This window comes from Microbacterium paraoxydans, assembly GCF_019056515.1.
Taxonomy (GTDB): Bacteria; Actinomycetota; Actinomycetes; order Actinomycetales; family Microbacteriaceae; genus Microbacterium.
This window is the reverse complement of record NZ_CP064873.1, coordinates 78,092-100,149: the sequence shown is the minus strand read 5'-3', so window position 1 is coordinate 100,149 and position 22,058 is coordinate 78,092. Positions and strand designations below refer to the sequence as shown.

Annotated in this window: 23 protein-coding genes; 18 read left to right on the top strand and 5 right to left on the bottom strand. The window is 68.5% G+C overall.

Annotated elements, in window-relative coordinates; all coding sequences use genetic code 11:
• The first annotated feature begins 76 nt into the window (after window positions 1–76).
• Both IZR02_RS00500 and IZR02_RS00495 read left to right on the top strand, forming a co-directional pair.
• The gene (locus tag IZR02_RS00500) at window positions 77–673 is read left to right on the top strand and encodes a DUF305 domain-containing protein (RefSeq protein ID WP_025105230.1); all 597 of its coding nucleotides are present in this window, start codon (window positions 77–79) and stop codon (window positions 671–673) included.
• A gap of 145 nt (window positions 674–818) precedes the next feature.
• Window positions 819–1,664, top strand: a complete 846-nt coding sequence (locus IZR02_RS00495; protein ID WP_217316538.1) for a F510_1955 family glycosylhydrolase — start codon at window positions 819–821, stop codon at window positions 1,662–1,664.
• 697 nt (window positions 1,665–2,361) lie between these two features.
• On the opposite strand, the gene IZR02_RS00490 is transcribed toward IZR02_RS00495, so the two are convergent.
• The 5 genes from IZR02_RS00490 to IZR02_RS00470 all read right to left on the bottom strand — a co-directional run bounded on the left by IZR02_RS00490 (window position 2,362) and on the right by IZR02_RS00470 (window position 6,497).
• A complete protein-coding gene (locus IZR02_RS00490; protein ID WP_025105228.1) occupies window positions 2,362–3,168 on the bottom strand; it encodes an AAA family ATPase in 807 nt (268 codons plus the stop codon).
• Complete coding sequence (locus IZR02_RS00485; RefSeq protein WP_025105227.1) at window positions 3,168–4,553, bottom strand: Mu transposase C-terminal domain-containing protein; 1,386 nt, start codon at window positions 4,551–4,553, stop codon at window positions 3,168–3,170. Before IZR02_RS00485 ends, IZR02_RS00490 begins: the two co-directional genes overlap by 1 nt.
• Window positions 4,554–4,558: 5 nt before the next feature.
• Window positions 4,559–5,155, bottom strand: coding sequence for a recombinase family protein (locus IZR02_RS00480; RefSeq protein ID WP_025105226.1), 597 nt, complete (start codon window positions 5,153–5,155; stop codon window positions 4,559–4,561).
• 166 nt (window positions 5,156–5,321) lie between these two features.
• Window positions 5,322–5,951 (bottom strand): DUF305 domain-containing protein, encoded by a 630-nt coding sequence (locus IZR02_RS00475; protein ID WP_197426480.1) that lies wholly within the window; start codon window positions 5,949–5,951, stop codon window positions 5,322–5,324.
• 141 nt (window positions 5,952–6,092) lie between these two features.
• Window positions 6,093–6,497, bottom strand: a complete 405-nt coding sequence (locus IZR02_RS00470; RefSeq protein ID WP_025105224.1) for a four-helix bundle copper-binding protein — start codon at window positions 6,495–6,497, stop codon at window positions 6,093–6,095.
• Window positions 6,498–6,606: 109 nt separating this feature from the next.
• Between IZR02_RS00470 and IZR02_RS00465 the strand changes: the two genes are divergently transcribed.
• The 16 genes from IZR02_RS00465 (at window position 6,607) to IZR02_RS00390 (ending at window position 22,047) form a co-directional block, all read left to right on the top strand.
• Window positions 6,607–6,888 carry a metal-sensitive transcriptional regulator gene (locus tag IZR02_RS00465; protein ID WP_025105223.1) on the top strand — a complete coding sequence of 94 codons (282 nt, stop codon included), beginning with the start codon at window positions 6,607–6,609 and terminating at the stop codon, window positions 6,886–6,888.
• Between the two features lie 24 nt (window positions 6,889–6,912).
• Window positions 6,913–7,506, top strand: coding sequence for a heavy-metal-associated domain-containing protein (locus IZR02_RS17830; protein WP_025105222.1), 594 nt, complete (start codon window positions 6,913–6,915; stop codon window positions 7,504–7,506).
• A gap of 46 nt (window positions 7,507–7,552) precedes the next feature.
• Window positions 7,553–8,002, top strand: a complete 450-nt coding sequence (locus IZR02_RS00455; protein WP_126894224.1) for a DUF6153 family protein — start codon at window positions 7,553–7,555, stop codon at window positions 8,000–8,002.
• Between the two features lie 75 nt (window positions 8,003–8,077).
• A complete protein-coding gene (locus IZR02_RS00450; protein WP_025105220.1) occupies window positions 8,078–8,674 on the top strand; it encodes a DUF305 domain-containing protein in 597 nt (198 codons plus the stop codon).
• A 77-nt stretch (window positions 8,675–8,751) separates the two neighbouring features.
• Window positions 8,752–9,642: a F510_1955 family glycosylhydrolase gene (locus IZR02_RS00445; protein WP_025105219.1), complete on the top strand. Its 891-nt coding sequence runs from the start codon at window positions 8,752–8,754 to the stop codon at window positions 9,640–9,642.
• 97 nt (window positions 9,643–9,739) lie between these two features.
• Window positions 9,740–10,000 (top strand): hypothetical protein, encoded by a 261-nt coding sequence (locus IZR02_RS17825; protein WP_231729549.1) that lies wholly within the window; start codon window positions 9,740–9,742, stop codon window positions 9,998–10,000.
• A 184-nt stretch (window positions 10,001–10,184) separates the two neighbouring features.
• On the top strand, window positions 10,185–10,976 hold the full coding sequence (locus IZR02_RS00435) for a DMT family transporter (RefSeq protein ID WP_025105218.1): 792 nt from the start codon (window positions 10,185–10,187) through the stop codon (window positions 10,974–10,976).
• Between the two features lie 107 nt (window positions 10,977–11,083).
• A complete protein-coding gene (locus tag IZR02_RS00430; RefSeq protein ID WP_025105217.1) occupies window positions 11,084–12,172 on the top strand; it encodes an AAA family ATPase in 1,089 nt (362 codons plus the stop codon).
• A gap of 31 nt (window positions 12,173–12,203) precedes the next feature.
• Window positions 12,204–13,091: a DUF58 domain-containing protein gene (locus IZR02_RS00425; RefSeq protein ID WP_025105216.1), complete on the top strand. Its 888-nt coding sequence runs from the start codon at window positions 12,204–12,206 to the stop codon at window positions 13,089–13,091.
• A complete protein-coding gene (locus tag IZR02_RS00420; RefSeq protein WP_025105215.1) occupies window positions 13,078–13,566 on the top strand; it encodes a hypothetical protein in 489 nt (162 codons plus the stop codon). The genes IZR02_RS00425 and IZR02_RS00420 overlap by 14 nt, the downstream gene beginning before the upstream one ends.
• Window positions 13,557–14,543: a VWA domain-containing protein gene (locus IZR02_RS00415; RefSeq protein ID WP_231729545.1), complete on the top strand. Its 987-nt coding sequence runs from the start codon at window positions 13,557–13,559 to the stop codon at window positions 14,541–14,543. The genes IZR02_RS00420 and IZR02_RS00415 overlap by 10 nt, the downstream gene beginning before the upstream one ends.
• Window positions 14,540–15,592, top strand: a complete 1,053-nt coding sequence (locus IZR02_RS00410; protein ID WP_025105213.1) for a VWA domain-containing protein — start codon at window positions 14,540–14,542, stop codon at window positions 15,590–15,592. The genes IZR02_RS00415 and IZR02_RS00410 overlap by 4 nt, the downstream gene beginning before the upstream one ends.
• A gap of 215 nt (window positions 15,593–15,807) precedes the next feature.
• Entirely contained in the window at window positions 15,808–19,347 is a 3,540-nt protein-coding gene (locus IZR02_RS00405; protein ID WP_254385411.1) for a PKD domain-containing protein, read from the top strand.
• A 127-nt stretch (window positions 19,348–19,474) separates the two neighbouring features.
• Complete coding sequence (locus IZR02_RS00400; protein ID WP_025105211.1) at window positions 19,475–20,224, top strand: hypothetical protein; 750 nt, start codon at window positions 19,475–19,477, stop codon at window positions 20,222–20,224.
• Window positions 20,218–21,321: a DUF4064 domain-containing protein gene (locus tag IZR02_RS00395; protein ID WP_025105210.1), complete on the top strand. Its 1,104-nt coding sequence runs from the start codon at window positions 20,218–20,220 to the stop codon at window positions 21,319–21,321. The genes IZR02_RS00400 and IZR02_RS00395 overlap by 7 nt, the downstream gene beginning before the upstream one ends.
• A gap of 27 nt (window positions 21,322–21,348) precedes the next feature.
• Window positions 21,349–22,047 (top strand): phosphotransferase family protein, encoded by a 699-nt coding sequence (locus IZR02_RS00390; protein WP_025105209.1) that lies wholly within the window; start codon window positions 21,349–21,351, stop codon window positions 22,045–22,047.
• Window positions 22,048–22,058 lie beyond the last annotated feature (11 nt).

Below are 22,058 nucleotides of genomic sequence, written 5' to 3'. Positions count from 1 at the left end.
CGCGTCTTGCCGGCACTGCCCTTGCGCTCAGCATCCTTGCTGGGCGCTTCATCACCGACTCTTGGAGAGAAACATCATGAAGACCCGTTTCGCGGCATCCGCCGCAGTCACCCTCACCGCCCTGCTCGCCCTCGTCGGGTGCGCCGGCACCACCTCCGGCGGTGACATGGAAGGCATGAACCACGGCGGCAGCAGCAGCTCCGCCCCCGCCTCCGCGGACGCCAACGATGCCGACATCATGTTCGCGAGCATGATGAAGGAACACCACGCCCAGGCGATCGAGATGTCCGACATGCTGCTGAGCAAGGACGGCGTCGACGAGCGTGTCGTCGCGCTTGCAGAGAAGATCAAGGCCGCCCAGGAGCCCGAGATCCAGAAGATGGATCAGTGGCTCGAAGAGTGGGGTGCGGACACCTCCAGCATGGAGGGCATGGATCACGGCGACGGCATGATGTCCGAGGACGACATGCAGGCCCTCGAAGACGCCTCCGGCTCAGACGCCGGGCGTCTGTTCCTGGAGCAGATGATCCAGCACCACCAGGGCGCCGTGGAGATGGCGCAGGAGGAAGTCGACAACGGCCAGAACAGCGACGCTGTCGCGCTGGCCGAGACGATCATCGACGCGCAGACCAGCGAGATCTCCGAGATGGAAGACATCCTCGCCACTCTGTGACCCGACCCGTGGGGCGCGGCATCTACCCGCGCCCCACGGCGTCACTCGACATCGCTCGACATCACGGGGCGCGCGTGCGACCCCGCGCCATCCTCACCCTCTGGGGGTGCGTCTCAGCCGCATCCCGCTGCTACTTCGGAGTTCCATGAACCGCCGCAGACCCCTGTCCGCCCTCTCGCTCACTGCAGCGATCCTGACCCTCACCGGCTGCGCCGCACCACAGCTCGCCCCCACCGGTGCCGCGCCCCCCGTCATCGAGCACATCCACGGCATCGCCCCCGACCCTCGTGGAGAGAACTACCTCGTCGCCACGCACGGAGGGATCTTCACCCTCACATCTGAAGGCGCCGTCAGCGGTCCGATCGGAGGCCACGACTTCGACGCGATGGGCTTCACCGTCCACGGCGACGTGCTGTTCGCGTCCGGGCACCCGGGTACCCAGACGCCGCCCAACCTCGGCGCCCCGAACCTCGGCATCATCCGCAGCGACGACTACGGCGAATCCTGGTCGCCGATCGCCCTCAACGGCACGACTGACTTCCACACCCTCACAGCCGCAACCGACGGCACCCTCTTCGGAATCGCCTCCGACAGCGTCGATGTGCTCATCAGCGCCGACAACGGCGACACGTGGTCGACGGGGGCCGCCCTCTCGGCCGCGGATCTCGCCGCAACCGACAACGGCGTCTACGCGGCAGCGGAAGAAGGCCTCCTCCTCAGCACCGACAACGGCGCGACCTTCACCCCCGTCCCCGACGCCCCGCTGCTCTACACCCTCGACGCACAACCGGACGGGACGCTAGCCGGGATAGGAACTGACAGTGCCCTCTGGGTACAGCAGCCCGATGGCACCTGGGAGAGCCTCGAACACCTCCAGGGCGCCGCGCAAGCCTTCACAGCCCTCGCAGAGGACCGGTTCCTCGTCGTCGACGACAGGGGCATCGTCGAGATCACGCCCGACACAACCACGGTCCTGGCACCGGCCCGATGACGCGCGAAAGATCCCGACCATGATTCAACGGCGCAACCCCTTCCGGCACATGTCCGTCTTCATCGCCGGTGCCACCGTTCTCGCTGTCCTGCTCGCTATCGGCAGCTTCTTCCTCATCGGAGCGATGTTCTCGTGAACCTCCACCACCTCACACCACACCGGACCAAACAGCCCACGGGTAACCGCCTCTCGGCCCGACGATCTCCCCTCCAGCGGCATCGTCGGCTCGTGCGGCTTGGGACACTCATCGTCTTGCTGGCGGCTGTGTTGTTCGCCACCCACTTCACCATCGACCTGACGACCACCGCGAGTTCGTTCTGGACCTCCACCGTCGGGAGCTCCGAAACAGCGGTCGTCCTCGCCATCATCGGAGCCGCCCTCATCTGGCGCGAACCACCAAGGAACAACGCATGGCCCTCGACAACTACTGGGTCAACGCCGTCTGGTCCATCATCCCCACGATAGGGATCGCCGGGTTCTTCTGGTTCGTCATCCGATCGATCCTGCGAGCGGACCGCACCGAACGGAGAGCGCGAGACCGAGTAGAAGCTCAGCTTCGCGCCGAGCGGAATCAGCCGCGACCAGGGCCAGACCAGCCCCGCCGATAACGATCGTTTTCGGTGGCCTCGTCGACGTCGACGACCAGGTGTGTGGAGTTGGGTGATGCACGGCGGTTTTCTGAGACCGTTCGATGTCGCTAGGTGCCGATGACGAGGACGCTAGCGGCAGCTTCTACGACATCGTCGGTGATGGTCTCAAGGTCGTTGATCTTGAGGACGCGGATGATCTGGGGGAAGAGTCGCTCGAGGAGGCGGAAGTTTCCACGGGTGATGCGCTCGATCGCGGCGATGGCTTGAGCGTCGGTGAAGTCGTCAGGATCGAGAGTGCGCCCAAGCCGTTTCCAGTGGCGGTCGAGGACGAAGAGCAGCTCGTCTCGCGCGAGGGAGCGGTAGTGGTGGGAGAAACCGAGGCGGCTGTAGAGCTGGGGGTAGTGGCGGAAGCGCTGGTCGATGCCGGGCATGCCGATGAGGATGATCGCGATGTGGGTGCGGTCGTGTTTGTCGCGAAGTAGCTCTAGGGCGGTGGCAGTGAGTCGCTCGGCTTCGTCGATGATGAGCAGTTCGACGAGATGTGCGGAGCGTCCGGGCGGGAGAGGTTCGGGATCGAGGGTGCGGAGGTGTTCGTCCGCACAGACGCCGACCTTGCTTTCCCAGCGTTCAATGTCATGCATGAGGTCCTTGGGTCGGCAGAGAACCTCGGGGGTGTAGAAGACGGCGCGCGAACGGTTGGCGAGTGCATAGTGTTTCGCGTCATCGTCGCCGCGTGGTCCCCATCGCATGAGGAAGGGTTCAAGCGCATCCCAGTTCGCGTAACGGCGAGCGGAGTTAGTCTTCCCGACGCCCGCGTCGCCGTGGCAGATGCCGATGGTGTGCTCTTTGCGGACGGCGTTCGCGAACTCTCGGAAGCGGCGGTGTTCCTTGGTGATGATGAATGCTTCGCTCATCAGTCGTCCTCTTCATAGGTGCGCAGCCGCGGCCGTCGGCGCGGGGGCGGTGCTTCCCGTGGCTCTTCCCGAGGAGCTGTGGTGGGGATGCGGTCGTTGATCGCACGGCGCAGTTCGCGGCGGCGTGCGCGGCGAGCAGTTTCGACGTCGCGGAGGCTGAGTCGGAGGTTCGGGTGGGCTTCGTCGACGGCGATGCAAATAAACGAGTCGTGGTCGTAGACGCGAACTTCGGAGATGTCGCGGGGGTCGTAGCGGATGGTGACGGTGCGCCCGACGAAGGGTGCGAGGGTGGGTGCAAGGTAGCGCTGGCCCTGGAAATGTATGCCGTCGCGTTGCACCACCCGGTTCTTTGGAACGGTGAGGAGGAGCCCGTCGAGGTCGTCGAGGGTGTCCGGCATTCGCGGCAGCCAGCCGTCCGCAATCCATGCGTCTCGAGGGGAGGTGCCGAGTTCGCGGTGGGGTCGTTCGTTGTATGTGGTGACGAACGAGCCGATAGCGCGGTCTAGGGCGGGGAGGTCGAGTGCGGGTCGGGGCGAGCGGTGGTTAGGGCCGAGGTGGCCGGGCAGGGTGGCGAGGAGTTCGGTGTTGATGGTGCCGAAGAACCGCTCGATCTTCCCGCGCCCCTGAGGGCGGGCGACAGCGGAGTGAATGATGCGGAAGTGCAGCGCGACCGCGGTGCGTTCGAGATGGCGGCTGGTGAAGTCGGAGCCGTGGTCGACGTGGAGGATGTCAGGGAGCCCGCACATCGCCCATGCGGGATCGGTTTTGCGCCAGATCGCTTGCCTCAGTGCGAGCGCGGTGTTGAGGGCGGAGGGTGCGCCGGTGAAGACGGTGTACCCGCAGATAGCGCGGGAGTAGTCATCCAGCACCGTTGTTAGCCAGGGTCGGTCAGGTTTCCCGTCCGCTCCGGCGATGAGGATGTCGAGTTCGGTGTGGTCAGCCTGCCAGATCTGGTTCGGTCGTTCAGCGCGGCGCCGGTATACGAGCTCGTGCCGGTCTCGGTATGACTTGGGCCCATCGAGGGCCAGAGTGACAAGGGCGGGATCGAGGGAGAGCACGATCTCTCGCACGGTGGCATAGCTTGGCGCGGAAAGCTCGTGGAGTCGTGCAAACTCGGCGGTGAGTCGATGCAGGGTTGCCAGGCTGGGGCGGGGCTTGGTCAGCGCGAGCCACTCGACGAACGCCACGGTGTCAGGAGCAGTGCGCCTTTTTCCGGCGTCGGCGCGAGTGTGCGGGTCGAGGGCGGAAATCCCTCCGGCTCGGTAGAGGTGGTGCCAGCGCTGCAGTGTGCGGGTGCTGACTCCCGTGCCGCGGGCGATCGCCGCGAGGGGCACCTGGTCTTCGACGTGCAGTCGAAGCAACCGCCACCTTTCCTGGCCATCCATGACATCTACATCGGGACGTGCTCGCGCGGGGCGTGGATTCGCTGGTGCCGGTACAGGGTCGCTCGGCTCCACCCGACGAGCCGGGCTGCGTCTTCTGCAGTGCGGCCGCGTTTGCGTGCGTCGGCGACGACCTGGAGCTTCTCGGCGATCACGGCCGGATCGGAAGCGGGCCGGCCGAACTTCGTGCCGTTCTGGCGGGCGGCTGCAATGCCCGCATTGACCCGTTCGACGATGAGCTCGCGTTCGTACTCGGCGAGGGTGGCGAGCATGTTCAGCATCAACCGCCCCGTCGACGTCGCCGGATCGATGCCATCGGAAATCGATCGCACATGAACGTCACGTTCGCGCAAGAGATTCACCGTGTTGAGAACATCGATCAGGGAGCGCCCCAACCGGTCCACCCTCCACACCACGACCGTGTCGTCTGCCTCCGCGTAGTTGAGGAGACGCTTCATGCCGGGCCGCTCAACCGCCGCACGACTTCCGGAGGTGACATCCGAGAACACATCTCGTCTCTGCACGCCGGCGCCGATGAGCGCGTCGAGCTGAAGCTGCGCATCCTGGGCCGCCGTGCTTACGCGGGTGTATCCGAGAAGCCTCACCCGATCATTCTGACTCGAAAACCCTCACCAGGGACAGTGCTGAGACAATTCTCGTTGAGACGAGTTCCCGAGACACCCTGCATGCCGGAAGCACGCCGGTCGCGGTGCTCAACCCACGGGATGTCAGAGGCGTCTTGAAAAGCTTTTGTTTTGTGAGACGCCCTGGTTACTGGGTGGGGCACTGGCGTTGCGCCGTCCGGTCGAAGGTGGGCGCGGGCCGCGCCTCCGCTTCCTCCACGGTGTCGGCGACGCCGTTGCGCTGGATGTCGTCGATCAGCCAGTCCATCTCGAGGATCTCGTTCCGCTGCGCCTTGCTGATCTCGGCGGCGAGTTCGCAGACGCGGACATCCTGGATCTGGGCCCGCTCGGAGCGGGTGATGGCAAGCGAGTGGTGAGGGATCATCGCGCTCATCCAGTCGGTGTCGTCGACGGTGATCTGGCTGCGGTCGAAGGCTATCCCGCCGCCGATGAGCAGCACGCTGGCGGCGACGACGGCGATGTTCGCCTTGGTGTTCTTGTACATGTTGAGCATCCAGGCCAGCATCACCAACCCCATGGTGCCGCCCATGGTGAGGGCCATGAACACGCGACTCTCGCTGAAGCGGACGTGGCTCCATTCCCAGGAGCCGACGAACATCACCCAGTACATGACGACCATGCCGGTGAGGATCATCGCCCCGAACCGCAGGTACATCTTCCATGAGTGCCCGCCGGAGCCGTGCTTGCTCTCCTTCGAGTGATCACTACCCTGAGGGTTCTGGTGGGCGTGCGTTCCGTGCTGCTCGTTGGAAGTCATGGTTCTCCTGGTGCAATCGGTGGCGGGCGCGGGCGCTGAGGACGGGGCAAGCGGTCGTCGGCGATGCGCCGCCCGTGAGGTTGGTGGTGCGACGAGCGCGCTGCTGCTCAGCAGCACCCTGGGTTGTGGCGCGGCGGCGGGTTACAGCGCGGCCAGCAGGTCGGCACACGCCTGCTCGCAGCGGCGGCAGGACTCGGCGCACACCCGGCAGTGTTCGTGCATGTCGGCGTGCTGCTCACACTCGGACGCGCAGGACGCGCAGGCCATGCGGCACGCTTCGAGGAGCGCGCGGACGGTCGCCGCGTCGGGCTCGGTCTGCCGGGAGAGTACTGCGCCCGTGGCCGCGCAGATATCGGCACAGTCAGCGTTTCTGCGGATGCACGTGACCAGCTCGGCGACCATGTCCTCTCCGAGGCACGCGTCGGCGCAGGCGGTACACGCCTGCGCGCATTCCACGCACGCCTCGATACAGCGCAGCAGTGTGTCCTGTGCTGCGGCGGAGCCGACCTTCGGATGGGTGGCGAGCATCTGATCTGCGACAGTCATGACTGTTTCCCCTTCCCCGGGGCTCTCCCCGGCGCAGGTGACGCTAGGGCGAGGAAGGGGGTGCACCGAAGGGGGTTGATATACCCCCCTCGGGTATAGTATGACCGCCATGCACGGGTATGCGGATAACAAGGGCGCGCTGTTGAAACGGTTGCGTCGGGCGGAGGGTCAGGTGCAGGGCATCGCACGGATGGTGGAGAACGACGACTACTGCATCGACATCCTCACTCAGGTGTCCGCGGCGACGAAGGCGCTCGAGGCTGTCGCCCTTTCGCTACTCGGTGATCATCTCAGCCACTGCGTTGCCGAGGCCACCGCGCAGGGCGGGGCGGTGGCGGAGGAGAAAGTCCGCGAGGCGAACGCTGCGATCGCCCGGCTTGTGCGCTCCTGACCATTCCGACGAGAGGAATCCTTGATGACGATTGAACGTGTCGAACTGGGACTGAAGGACTCCGGTGCCGGGTGCAGTTGCTGCGCGGCCCCGGAAGCGCCCGCGCAGAAGACCGCCGCGCCGGCCGGGGCGACGACGCAGATTCTGGTGGAGGGTATGACGTGCGGGCACTGCGTGAGTAGCGTCACCGAAGAACTCTCTGCCCTCGACGAGGTCGAGCAGGTGAGCGTTGACCTGAATGCCGGTGGGGTATCGACTGTCACCGTTCACAGCAGCGCTCCGCTGCGCCTCGACGCCGTCCGCGTGGCCGTTGACGAGGCCGGCTACACCGTCATCCTCGCCAGCGACGACCCGCGTTCCGTGCTGACGGTGATGGAGCTGTCGCGGGCGAGCTACCGGAAGATGAAGCAGAACCTGTGGTGGGCGGCGGGGTACAACCTCATCTCCGTACCGCTGGCGGCGGGCATCCTCGCCCCGGTCGGTTTCGTGCTGCCGATGTCGGTCGGTGCGATCCTGATGTCGCTATCGACGATCGTCGTCGCCCTCAACGCGCAGCTGCTGCGCCGGCTCGACCTGCGCCCCGACGTCACCCCTAGCGCGGTACTTCAGGGGAGCTGACAGGACAGCTCTGTAGGGTCCCGTCGTGCAGGAAGGAGGACGTCGCATGCGGGCAACGGAACCGCGTCGCTGGATGAACCGGCGCCCGTCGCTGCTGCGCGCTGTCCTGTTCACCTCCACGCTGGTGCTCGGCGTGCTGATCGGACTGCTCGGCATGCACGTGCTCAGCACCGGCCCGGCACACCACGCAGCCGTCACCGCTGGCGCACACATCACGCACCACGACAGCGGGACTCACGATGCAACCCCCGTGACGGCACAGCCCGGTGCCGCGGCGCCCTGCTCTGATGGAGATGGGTGCGCGGGCGATATGGACGCCATGGGATTCATGGCGTGCGTGCTCGCGCTCCTCGCCGCAGCGATCGTCCTCACCATCCGCCCCGGGCCGGGTTTCCTCCTCCCTCGGACCGCCATCGTGCCACCCGCTACGTATCCAGTGGTGCGGGCACCGGTCCGCCCGCCGAACCTGACCGTCCTCTCCATCAGTCGTACGTGAACTGTGTTTGCCCCTCGCAGACACGGGGCGCTTTCACGCGCCCGCACACGCCCACCTCACGACATTGGAGTAATCATGAAGTTCCGCACTCTCACCGTCAGCGCCGGCCTCCTCGCCGGGGCGCTCGTCCTCGCCGGATGCGGTGACACCACCGCCGGCAGCAGCGACATGGAAGGCATGGACCACAGCAGCAGCGCGACCGCCGATGCGAGCGACGCGACGTTCAACGACGCGGACGTCTCCTTCGCGATGGGCATGGCGATGCACCACCAGCAGGCCATCGAGATGTCCGACACGCTGCTGGCCAAGGACGATGTCGATGCGGAAGTCGCCGCCCTCGCCGAGGACATCAAAGCCGCCCAGACCCCCGAGATCGAGACCATGAACCAGTGGCTAGAAACCTGGGGACAGGACACCGGCATGGGAGGCATGGACCACAGCGACGGGATGATGTCCGAAGAGGACATGACGGCCCTCGAAGAAGCCGACGGCGAGACCGCTTCCACGCTGTTCCTCGAGCAGATGATCGTCCACCACGAGGGTGCTATTGACATGGCGCAGACCGAGCTGAACGAGGGTGAGAACCCCGACGCTCTCGCCCTCGCGCAGAAGATCGTCGACGACCAGGAAGCCGAGATCGCGCAGATGGAGGACATGCTCACCCAACGGTGAGCATGTCCCCTCCCCACCGGGTGGCTGTCCCCGACAGACGGCCACCCGGTGTCGCCCATCTGCGCCCTGGAGAAAATATGCCCGCCCATCCCGCCCATCGCCGCGCCGTCACCGCGCTCACCCTCGCCACCACCGCGATGTTGATCCTGACCGGTTGCATCGGGCCCACCGACCCTGATCACGACACACAGGTCGCCCTCGAACACATTCACGGGCTCGCCGAGAACCCGGGCACCGGCGGCCTCCTCATCGCCAGTCACGGCGGCATATACCAACTCGACGCACTCACCCGCGATGCAGAACTCACCGGCCCCATCGCCGGAAACGACTTCGACGCGATGGGATTCACCGCCGCCGGTGGTGCGCTCTACGCCTCTGGACACCCCGGCAAGAACAGTCCCGGCCACTTCGGGTCCGGCAACCTCGGACTCATCCGTTCCGACGACGGCGGTGACACCTGGCAGAACGTCTCACTGGCAGGTGAAGCCGACTTCCACGACCTCACCGTCAGCCCCCGCGACCCGAACCGCATCTACGTGAACAACTTCGGTATCGTCCACCGCTCCGACGACGGCGGACACAGCTGGAACAACGGCGCCGGCATCGACGCATGGGACATCCTCGTCGACCCCGCCGACCCCGACGTAATCTACGCGACCACCTCCACCGGCTTGCACATCAGCCGCGACGGAGGCAGGACCTTCACCCTCGAGCCGGAAGCACCGAGAATGGTCCTCATCGCAGCGTTCAGCGATGGACGCCTCGTCGGAGCAGGTACCGACGGACAGCTCGTGTATCAAGCACCCTCGGGCAATTGGGCCTCAGGCAGCGAGCTCGGTACAGGACTGCAAGCCCTCACCACCACCAAGGCCGACGGGGTCATCGTCGCCGAAGACCGCGGTATCCGACTCTTCACCAGCCCGGACAGCCCCGGACAGGTGTTGTTCCGACCAGACCCCCACCTGTAAGAACTCGCGGCGTACGACTTCACCAAGGACTGACGGCCAAGCGACGGTAATCGCCCAGAGGGCAAAGCCCCCTAGCTGCTGAAGCGTGCGTCAGCGAATGACCGAAGTCCACCGCCACGAAGCACTCAAGTCCACAGACCAGGTGCACGACACGCCGAGAACCGATCCGCCGAAACCCCCTGCCGAAACCAATCCTCGCCGGAACGGCAGAGGTACCGTTTTCGGCATGGCACATGAAGTCGGCTACGCCCGAGTCTCCAAGCGCGAGCAAAACCCGGACGCGCAGGCCGCCGAGCTTCGCGCCGCCGGCTGCGAACGGGCCTGTTCGACGTCGCCGAAACCGACCCCACCATACTGACCGTGGAGAACCTAGCCAGCCACCTGCCCACGTCGACCCGCACCACGCAACCGCTCGCCCACAGACGTCGGCGTTTCCCCCGGGGACCCTGATACGCCGCCGCAGACTCCAGGATGCAGCGCAAGAGCTCTGCGACAACCCCGCACTCAATCTGGCAGCGCTGGCCCACGATCCGGCTAGACCGATGCCGCCCACCTCACCGGCGACTTCCGAGCCCACCTCGGAACCACCCCCAGAACCTGCCGACATACAGCGCAGACCATCGACCCCGCTCGATGGCTCCCGCGGCGCGAGTCGACCGCACTGGCAACTTCGCACTTTCAAACTTCGTAAGTTACCGACAGCCCTCAACAGCGCCGAACGGACCCTCGACGCCGGGACCGCCGCGATGGTCGTGAACCTGGCGCCGCTCATGGTCGTCGTCTTCAGCGGTCTCTTCCTCCGGGAGGGATTCCCCCGCCCCCTGGTGATCGGCGCCCCCATCGCCTTCCTCGGGGTGGTCCTCATCGGCATGAACTCCACCAGCAGCACCGGCCCCGACCTCACGGGCCTCCTGCTGGCCCTTCTCGCCGCGGTCATGTACGCGGGGTGCACCCTGCTGCAGAAACACCTGCTCACCTCGGGGGTCGACGCCACCACGCTGACCTGGCTCGGGGCGGCCGCCGGCACGATCGCCCTGCTTCCCTGGCTCGGCGCGTTGATCGCCGACGTGCAGACGGCGCCCCTCGACGCGACGCTGTGGGTGGTCTACCTCGGCATCTTCCCCACCGCCATCGCCTTCACCACCTGGGCGTACGTGCTGCAGCGCAGCACCGCGGGGAAGACCTCAGCGACGACCTACGTGGTCCCGGCCCTCGCCATCCTCCTGTCGTGGCTGATCCTCGGGGAGGTGCCCACCCCGCTCATGTTCGTGGGTGGCGCGCTGTGCCTGCTCGGCGTGCTCATCACGCGCATGCGCGGGCGGCGCTCGCGCTGAGCGCGCCGCCCGCGCGGGTCGAGGTCGGTCCGCGCGGATGCGATTACGCTGGTCGGCGGAGGGGCGCGCCGTGCGGGCCCGCGTGTGACCGAGGGAGACGAAGACCGATGACCGACGCCGACGCGCAGACCCCGCCGACGATCTCCGCACCCCCGCCGCCGCCCGCGTCCGCCGCGCCGATCTCCGCGCCGGCACCCGCCGCTGGCTCCGCGGCACCGACCGACGCCGAGATGGCGCGCGCCGGTGCCGTGCTGCAGACGATCTCCGACGCGTACTCCGCGAAGATGGTGGGCCAGGAACGCCTGCGCACCAGCCTGCTCGTCGCGCTCATCGCCGGCGGCCACATCCTCCTGGAGAGCGTGCCCGGCCTCGCCAAGACCACTGCCGCCAGCACGCTCGCGGACACCGTGAAGGCCAAGTTCAAGCGCATCCAGTGCACGCCCGACCTCCTGCCGAGCGACATCACGGGCAACCAGATCTACGACGCCGCGACGGGCAGCTTCCGGACGGTGCTCGGACCCGTGCACGCGAACTTCGTGCTGCTCGACGAGATCAACCGCTCCAGCGCCAAGACCCAGAGCGCCATGCTCGAGGCGATGCAGGAGCACCAGACCACCATCGGCGGCGAGATCCACCCGCTGCCGAAGCCGTTCCTCGTGATCGCGACGCAGAACCCCATCGAGCAGGAGGGCACCTACGAGCTGCCCGAGGCGCAGATGGACCGGTTCCTCCTCAAGGAGATCGTGGAGTACCCGAGCCCGGCGGAGGAGTTCGAGATCCTCAGCCGCATCGACTCGGGAGTGCTCGACCCCGACCGGCACGTGCACAGCGCCGTCACCCTGGACGACGTGCACCTGCTGCAGGACGTCGCGAGCCGCATCTACGTCGACCCCGCTATCCGCAACTACATCGTGTCGATCGCGTATGTGACCCGGAATCCCGCGCCGTACATCGGGGAGGAGCGTGCCCGCTTCATCAAGTACGGCGCGAGCCCTCGGGCCAGCATCGCCTTCCTCCAGGCCTCCCGCGCCCTCGCCCTCCTCAGCGGCCGGACCCACGTCCTTCCCGAGGACATCCGCGCCCTGCGCCACCTCGTGCTGCGGCACCGCGTGCTGCTGACGTTCGAGGCCGACGCCGAGGGCATCCGCAGCGAGGAGATCATCGACCAGATCTTCGCCGCCGTGCCCACCCCCTGACCCGCCGACACGTCCAGGGATCCCGCGCCCGATGCCCAGCCTCATCACGCAGGTGAAGAGCAAGCTCTTCATCCACTCGAACCGCAAGTCGCTGCACGCGCTCGACGGCGCCTACGCGTCGTTGCTGCACGGGCGGAGCCTCGACTTCGAGGACCTGCGCAAGTACGAGTACGGCGACCAGGTGCGCGACATCGACTGGCGCGCGACCGCCCGCCTCGGCACACCGTTGGTCAAGCGGTCTCGGGCCACGCGCATGCATACGGTGATGTTCGTCGTCGACACGGGACGGTCGATGACCGCTCTCGCCGCGGACGAGCGCTCGAAGAAGGACCTGGCCATCCTGGCGACGGGAGCCCTCGGGGTGCTGACACTCCGGCACGGCGACGACTTCACGGTCGTCTACGGCGACGCCTCCCGCGTCCGCCGGCTGGCGCCGGGGCGCAGCGAGGGCGCCCTCGAACACGCGCTGCGGACGATCGACCGCGCGGTCGACGACGCGGCGGCCCCCAGCGATCGCGACGCCCTGCTGTCCTTCGTCACGCGGACGATCGCGCGGCGGATGATCGTCGTCGTGCTCACCGACGAGGCCCCGGTCACCACGGAGACCGAGCGCCTGCTGCGCCGCCTGCGCGTGCAGCACGACGTGCTCTGGCTCACCCTGCGCGACGCCGAACCGGTGCTCGACCACCGTTCCGCCCGGCTGCGCGCCGACGTCGACAGCCTCTGGGAGGTCCCCGATTTCATCCAGGGCGACCGCACGATCGTGAACGAGCTCGGTGCGCAGCGGGCGGCCGACGCCGCCCGGCTCGCCGACCTGCTCGCGCGGATGGAGATCAGCCACGCCGCGCTCGACGGTCAGGACGACGCCGTTCCGCAGCTGCTGCACCTGCTGAACCGGAGGTCCGATGCCCGGTTCTGACGAGCTCTACCCGCCCGCGCAGTACGGGTGGGGATGGATGCTGCTCGCCCTTGGCATCCTGGTCCTGCTGATCGTCGGCACGTGGCTGCTGTTCCGGCTCACGCGCCCCCGCACCGCCGCCTCCGGAGCGGCCGCGGATGCCGGCCAGCCGTCCACGCTCGACGTGCTGTCCGCCCTGCGCTCGGAGTACCTCGATCGCATCGACCGCGTCGAGCACGACTACCGGGACCGCCATCTCTCCGCGCGGCAGGCCAACCTGGAGCTGAGCCGCGTCGTGCGCACGTTCGTCAACGAGTACAGCGGCCTGGAAGCACCGGTGCTCGCCCTCGACGACCTCGTCTCCCGCGGCGTGCACCCAGCGCTCATCGACGCGATGGGCCGCCACTACTATCCGAGCATCTTCCGGCAGGGACCCGCCATCGATCCGGTCGCCGGCGCCGAAGCCGCCAGGACGGTGGTGCGCGCGTGGCACTAGCGAACGTCTGGATGCCGGTCCTCGCCGCGGCGGTCGTCGTCGCCGCGGTGGCGATCGGTCTCGCGGTCGGCCTGCGCCGTCACCGGGACCGGCGCGCGGCGGACACCGCTCGCGTGGCCAGGGCGGAGCGGCTGCGAGCGCTGCCGTCCTTCCGCCAGGCGCTGTCCCGTCGCGCCGTCGCCCTGACGGGTCTGCTCGCCCTCGGTGCGGGGGCCGCGCTGGTCGCCGGCGTCGTGGCCGCGCGTCCGATGTCCGCCCAGACGATCCAACCCGTCGACACGAGCCGCGACATCATGCTCTGCCTGGACGTTTCGGGGTCGATGTCGGAGGTCGACGTCGAGGTGCTCTCCGTGTTCGACGAGCTGCTCGACGGCTTCGAGGGCGAGCGCATCGGCCTGACGATCTTCAACAGCTCTCCCGTGCAGATCTTCCCCCTCACCGACGACTACGACTTCATCCGCGAGCACCTCGCGAGCATGATGTCGAGCTTCGACTACGTGGACGAGATCCCGGAGCACTGGCTGGGCACGCTCAACGGCGACGGCGCCTCCCTCATCGGCGACGGACTCGCGGCCTGCACCATGGGCTTCGATCACCCGGACGACGACCGGTCGCGGTCGGTGATCTTCGCGACGGACAACGAGATCAACGGTGCCTCGATCGTGACGCTCGATGAGGCCGCGGCGTATGCGGCCTCCCAGGACGTGCGGGTGTTCGCGATCAACCCGGTCGAGGGCAAGGACGCCGACGTCAGCGCCGAGCTGGCCGCCGCCGCCGAGGCCACGGGAGGCGCCGCCTACGGGCTCCGCGACACGACCACGGTCGGGGACATCATCGACGAGGTCCAGAAGCAGGAGGCCACGGCGCTGCGCGGCGAGGCGCAGGTGGTCTGGACGGACACCCCGAACCTGTGGATCGCCGTCCTGTCGGTCCTCGCGCTCGGCTTCGTCGTGCTGGTGTGGAGGGTGCGCCTGTGATCTTCCAGCCCGTGCTCCCCGTGTTCCTCATCCTGCTGCTGTGCGCCGGCGTCGCCGGCGTGGCGGTCTGGATGCTCGTGCGTGCTCCGCGGGCCGGGGGCGAGGTCGTGACCGACCGACGCGCCCTCGCCGTGCATCGGTCCCTCTGGGCGCTGCGCCTCGTGATGGTGCTCGCCTGCGCCGTGATGCTGCTGCGGCCGGGGCTCCCCGGCGGCTCCACGCAGACCCTGGCGACCGACACCGACATCGTGCTCGTCGTCGACACCACCGCGAGCATCGTGGCCGAGGACTGGGACGACGGCTCCCCCCGGATCGACGGTGTGCGCGCCGACGTGCGCGCGCTCGTGGAGGAGTACCCCGGCGCCCGCTTCGCCCTCCTCACCTCGGATGCGGCAGCCCAGCTGAGGATCCCGCTGACCACCGACACCACCGCCCTGCTCGGCTCACTCGACGTGCTGCGCCCCGAGGTCACGAGCCAGTCGCGCGGCAGCTCGATCGGCGTGGCCGCTCCGCTGCTGAGCGAGACCCTCGCCGCCGCGGCGGAGTCGTCGCCGGACCGTTCGCGCATGGTCTTCTACTTCGGCGATGGCGAGCAGACCACGGGGTCCGCCCCGGAGTCCTTCGCCGACAGCGCGCGCTACACCGACGCCGGAGCCGTCTTCGGATACGGGACGGCGGAGGGCGGGCCCATGCGCGTGACGACGGGGGGCCTCGATCAGAGTGACTCCGAGTACATCCAGTACCAGGGTGCGGACGCGCTGTCCGTCATCGACGAGGGCAACCTCGAGACGATCGCCGGGCAGCTCGGCGTCGAGTACGAGCACCGGGAGGCGGATGTCGCCCCGTCGCTCCCCGCCGCACCGTCGAGCACCACGGCCTACGCGGACGCCGGCGAGGTGGGCAACGTGATCGAGTTGTACTGGGTCGCCGCGCTGGTCGTCCTCGCCGCGCTCGGCGTGGAGCTCACGCGCGCGACGATCCTGGTCGCCCGGCTCCGCGGGCTGCGCGCTCCCCGCTCAGCACGGCCCGCTCCACTCGACACCCCCTGACAGGCCCCGAGACCCCGGGCATCCGTGCGGGTACGGCGTGTACTCCCCGTCCGGTGATGGTATTGTGTTACCCGCCGGAGGCTTCTGTGCCTCCGGCGGGGGTTCGTCGGAACGAACCGCCGCGGTCTGAGCATCTCTGGGGGAGCTCTCGCGGTCGATCGTCCGACGATGACGTGCCGACGTGGGGTCGGCCATCGAATGACTGGGGAACACACATGGGGAACAGTGCTGTCTGGAAGCGCGCACGCACGGGCGTGGCCGGGGTGATCGTGGGGGTGATGGTCACCGCGGGGCTGGTCGCCCTCGGCGTCGGTGCCGCCGCGGCGGCCGACGATCCGGGCGGACTGCCTCCGCTGCTGCAGCGGGATGAGAACGTCGTCACATCCGATCCGATCCCGACCGTGCAGATCGACAACGGGTACGTCTGGGCGCAGACGACGATCGGCTCGACCGTGTACGCGGTCGGCAAGTTCGACAACGCCCGCGAGCCGAAGGCGGCACCAGGGACCGCGCTGACGGCGCGCGCGAACGTGCTCGCCTACGACATCGACACGGGCGCGCTCCTGCCGTTCGCTCCGCAGGTCAACGGCGTGATCAAGGCCGTCGCCGCTTCGCCCGACGGCACCCGCATCTACATCGGCGGCTCGTTCAACAAGGTCAACGGCAAGGACCGCTGGAACATCGCCGCGATCGATGCGAAGACCGGCGAGCTCGTCCCGGGCTTCGTGCCTTCCATCGGCGGATCCGGCGTCTACGCGCTGGCGACGTCGGGCACGACGGTCTACGCGGGCGGCCTGTTCACCCAGGCCAACGGCACGCCGCGGAAGAACCTGGCCGCCTTCGACACCACCAACGGCGCCCTCCGTCCGTGGGCCCCGCAGACCGACCTCCAGGTCGATGCCATGGTCATGGACCCTGCCGGCGCGGACACGATCGTGGGCGGACGCTTCTCCCAGGTCAACGGCAACACCGAGATGCGCGGCAGCGCCTCCGTCGACAAGACCACGGGCGCCCTCAACACCGAGTGGGAGCTGGCGAAGACGGTCAAGAACGGCGCCGGCTCCGGCATCTACGCCGGCAAGGCCGGGACGTTCGGTCTCGCGGCCGATGCCACCGGCGTGTACGGCACCGGGTGGGGCTTCGCCGACGCCGCGACGGGCAGCCTCGAGGGCACCTTCGCCGCCGAGGCCGGCACCGGTAAGGTGCGCTGGATCGCGGATTGCCCCGGCGACCATTACGGCGTCTACTCCACGGGAAAGGTCGTCTACACGACCAGCCACACGCATTCATGCGAAACTCTGGGACTCCACCCGGAGCAGGCTCCGCGCGTACACCGCTATTCCGAGGCATACACGGCGGATGCTCGCGGAACGCTGGCACCCGCGCCGACCGCGCCCAGTCGCAAGGACTGGGGCGGCACGCCCGCCCCGTCGCCGTACGCCTGGTCACCCGATTGGGCGGTCGGGACCACCACAGGACTCGGTCAGGCCGGGTTGTCGATCACCGGCACCGGCAACATGATCTCCATCGGCGGCGAGTTCCGCTCCGTCGACAACGGACAGTTCGAAGGACTCGTCCGCTTCTCGACCACCCCTCCAGAGGGCCCGAAGGACGGACCGCGCCTCTCCGGCGACAAGTGGGTGCCGACCGCGACTTCGCTCACCCCCGGGCGCGTGAAGGTCACCATTCCCGCCAACTGGGACCGTGACGATCTCACGCTCACACCCGAGTTGCGCCGCGCCGACTCGACCACCCCGTTGTTCACCACCAAGGTGGACTCCACGTGGTGGAACCTGCCCGCAGTCAGCTTCGAGGACACGACGGCTCCGGTCGGCGCACAGCAGCAGTACACCTTCACCGCCACGGACAGCAACGGCCACACGGTTTCGAGCAAGACGACGACCGCCACGGCGGCCGCGTCCACACCTGCGTACTCCAACGCCGTGCTCGCTGACGGCCCCCAGTTGTACTACCCGCTGGGAACCGTCGCGCAGGATGTGGCAGGTACGAACAGCCCGCTCATCCGCTCAGGAGCGACGCCTCGGTCATCAGGCGTGCCGAAGGGCGTGGCCGGGGCGACAGCCCTCGACGGGACGGAGACCGGACGAGTCGACACGACCACGAAGGCCGCGGCGCCAGCATCGTTCTCGGCCGAGATGTGGTTCCAGACCTCGACGACCGCGGGCGGCGTGTTGTTCGACTTCGAGAGCTCGGCCGTTGGCTTCTTCTCGAAGAACTACGACCGAACCGTCTACATGTCAGACAATGGCCGCCTGAACTTCGGGGTATACAACGACGGCACCAAAGTGCTCACGACCGCGACGGCATACAACGACAACCGCTGGCATCATGTCGTCGCGTCGGTGAGCCCCGAGGGAATGAAGCTCTTCATCGACGGAAAGCTCGACGGCCAGCTCCCTACCGTCACCAAAGCGCAGGACTTCAACGGGTACTGGAAGATTGGCGGTGGCAGGCTGAAGGGTTGGGCGAATGAGCCGACCAAGACGCTTGCCGCCCCTGCCAACCTTGCCGGCGATGCCCACCTGGTCGGCAATGTCGATGAGTTCGCGGTCTACCCGTATGGCCTGACCGCGGGACAGGTCAAGACCCACTACAGCGTCGGGTATGGCTCCACAGCCCCCGTCGCCGCTTATACGGCCGCGGCAAGCGGCCTCACCGCGACCTTCGACGCGAGCACGTCCGTGCCGCCCGGCTCCGCCACGATCTCGGACTACCGCTGGGACTTCGGCGACGGGTCCACGGGCACCGGCAAGACGCCGTCGCACACGTACGCGAAGCCCGGCACGTACGCGGTCACGCTCACGATCACCGACAGCCAGAGCCTCATGGGATCGGTCACGAAACCGGTCGTCGTCCAGGGCGCCAACGCGCTGCCCACGGCTTCGTTCACGCTCTCGACCTCGGGGCTGACGGTGTCGGCCGACGCGTCGGCATCGACGGACGCCGACGGCGCCGTCCGCAGCTACCGCTGGGACTGGGGCGACGGCACGACCGGCGAAGGCGCGTCGGCGACGCACACCTACGCGACCGCCGGCACGCGGACGGTCACCCTCACCGTGACGGACGACGTCGGGGGCTCGGCGACGACCACCCGGGAAACCGTGGTGGCGGAGCCCGTGCCGCTCGCGAGCGACGAGTTCGACCGCACGGCCGGTCCCGGCTGGGGCGAAGCCCTCGCCGTCGGCGCCTGGAAGATCGCCGGCGGATCCGCCGCCGCGACCAGCGTCGCCGACGGCTCGGGGCAGCTGAAGCTGGCCGCGGGAGACACCCGCCACGCCACGCTGAACGCCCCGTCGGTGCCGAACCCGGCGCTGGAGACGACCTTCCGCGTGGATCAGCCGTCGAGCACGGGAGGCTCGTACATCGGGGTCATCGCCCGGGACTCGTCCGCCGGCCGGTATCTCGTGCGCGCCTGGCTCCGCCCCGACGGCACGGTCTGGCTCGTGGCGCACCGCGACGGCACCGTCCTCGCGACCCGGACACTGAACGGCGTCACGGTCACCCCGGGCACCACCTACACGCTCAAGGCGGCCGTGACGGGGGCGGACAAGGCCTCCCTCGTCGCGAAGCTCTGGGCGACCGATGCCGCGGAGCCCGCCGACTGGCAGCTGCGGGCGACCGACGCCGCCCCGCTTCCGGCGGGTGGCGTGGGTCTCAGCGGCAGCCGCTCTGCGAGCGCCACCGCACCGCTCGGCGTGGCCTTCGACACGTTCCGCGTCAGGGCAGCGGAGTAACCGGACCGCTCACGCACGGACGCCGGCCTCGATCGCCTCGGGCCGGCGTCCGTCGTCTGGAGCCTCCCGTCCGCTGGCCGCGGATAGGATGTTCAGACGCCGACGACAGGGGAGGAGGTGCGTCGTGATGCCTGCCCGGGACGAGGCCGCCACAGACCTCCTCCGCTCGAACCGCCGTCGCCGGCTCATCCGCCGCTGGGTCGCGATCGGGACGATCCCGCTCACCCTCGCCGCGCTGCTCTTCGTCGGCAAGCTGCTCAGCATGTACGCGTTCGCCCATCAGGCCATCACCGCCTACGTCGTCGACGACTTCGCGGGTTCCGAGTCCTCGGCGCGAGGACAGGACGTCCTGAACTGGTTCGAGCCGTTCAAGGCGCCGTACAACATCGGCACCGCACTGGCCGGGGCCGATGAACTCCCCGCCTCCCGCGCAGAACTGGAGCGTGCCCTGGATCTCGCCACCGGGCTCGAGGTCTGCCCGGTCCGGATCAATCTCGCCCTCGTGGTCGAGCGGATGGGCGACGCCGCCAGGGCCGAGGGCGACGGTGCCGGGGCGACCACCCTCTACGGCGAGGCGCTGACGATCACGGTCGAGACCCCGGAGGAGTGCCACAGCGAGGAGGCGCAGCAGCAGTCTCCCGATCCCGAGCGCGACATGACGGACACTCTCGACAGCACCGAGGACCGCCTCAAGCAGAAGCAGCAGGAACAGGAGCAGCAACAGCAGCCGCAGGAGCCGCAGGACGAGCAGGAGGAGCCGCAGCCGTCGGAGGACAAGCTGCAGGATCTCCAGGACAAGCTCGAGCAGGGGACGCAGGAACGCGATCAGCAGCAGGGCGATGAGCCCGGCGGCACCGGGGTGGACAAGCCATGGTGAGCGATCACGAGCGACAGCGCGCCCGGTATGTGGGCGGCACCGAGGGCGCCCCGCCGGTCCCGCCGCCCGGGGGCTATCGCGGCGCCCGGCGGCAGCACCAGGTGGGTCCCACGCCGCCCGCCCTCTCCCCGCTGCCGCCCGAGGAGAAGAAGCCCTCGGCGAATGCCCTGGGCTGGATCGCGCTGGTCGCCGCGATCCTCTTCGTCCTGATCCTGTTCGGCACGCTCGTGGTCGGCGGCACCGACCTGCTGTACGGCGTGACGATGATCACGCTGCAGCTCGTGGTGCTGGGAGTGATCGTGGCCGCGCTCTTCACCCCGGGCGGACGGCGGCTCGGGATCATCGCGCTCGTCCTCACCATCCTGTTCAACGTCGCGAGCGTCGGGGCGCTCAGCGCACTGCGCACCTCGGCGTCCGGCAACTACGAAGGCGTGAAGACCGCGGAGCAGCGGCATGCGGAGGCCTACCCCGGGATCAAGGGCACGGCCCCGCAGGAAGCGCTCACCCAGCAGTCCATGGAGGAGGTGCGCGCCGAGGCCGAGGCTCTCTTCGCCGACATCCGCGAGCGGCTCAGCGCCGACTTCGGGTTCACCTGGGTCCAGGTCGGCGAGGAGGACGTGCGACCGGAGCGGAACGGGTACGGGGGTGAGTCGATGCTGTCGGAGTACACCTCGGCGGCCTGGGCGACCGAGCAGCCCGTGCAGGGCTACGCGCGCAAGCTCGAGGTGATGGCCGCGATCGACGAGGTGGTGGCCGCGCACGGCCTGTGGAACCTGTACTCCTTCAACGACCCGGCGAACTCCGGAATCGACCCGTCCATGATCGCCAAGCTCTACGGCAGTGACGACCCGCGCACGCAGACGACGTGGGAGTACTACACGGAGAACTACCCCGACCCGCTGCGCTTCTACGCGAACATCTATGACCTGTCGAACGATGCCGACGGCGGCTTCCGCACCTCGCGGGAGGCGCAGAGTGCGCGCACCGGCGAGCCGGTCGAGGGGCTCCAGCTCGTGGTCATCGCCGGCAAGGTGCTGAGCGAGGCCGACCGCGCGGAGTTCGAGGAGCGGCTGCAGGACTATCCCGGCTTCGAGTGACCACCCGCCCGGTGCGAGGATGACGGGATGAGGCAGGGAGCGGTCGGCGCGGTGCGGCTCGTCGAGCACGGCGGACGCCGGCTGGTCGAGAAGCGCCTCGCCGATCCGGCACGGCACGACAACGAGCTGCGGGCCCTCCGCGGACTCGTCGGCTCCGCGCTCCCGGTGCCCGAGGTGGTCGAGGAGCGGCCGGGGGCGATCCTCATGACGGCGCTCCCCGGCACCCGCCTCGACGACGCCGCCGCCGACGCCCGGATCCTGGGCCTCGGTTCGTCGGCACCGCTGCTCCGCGCCCTGCATCGGCTCGACCCACCCGACGACCTTCTTCCGGCACCCGACGACGCCATGATCATCGAGCGGTATCGCGCCGCCGGTGCGCCTCCCCTCCCGCTGCGCATCCCGCCGTCGTCCGGGACCGTCTTCTGCCACGGCGACTGGACCGACGGCAACCTGCTCGCGCAGCACGGCCGCATCTCCGGGGTCGTCGACTGGGAGGCGTCCCACCGTGGTGATCCGCTGCGGGAGCTGGCGCGAGCCGCGTGGGGAGCCGCCCGGAAGGATCCGCGGTCGGAGCGGGCGCTCATCGACGGCTACGGCGCCGATCCCGCCCGGGTCCGCGCGTGGTACCCGGTGCACGCCGCGGAGCTGTGGCTGTGGTTCGCGGAGGCCGGCCCTCCCGCGTACCTCGCTGCGCTCACCGCCGAGCTGGAGCGGTGGTCGGACTGACGCTCACCGGG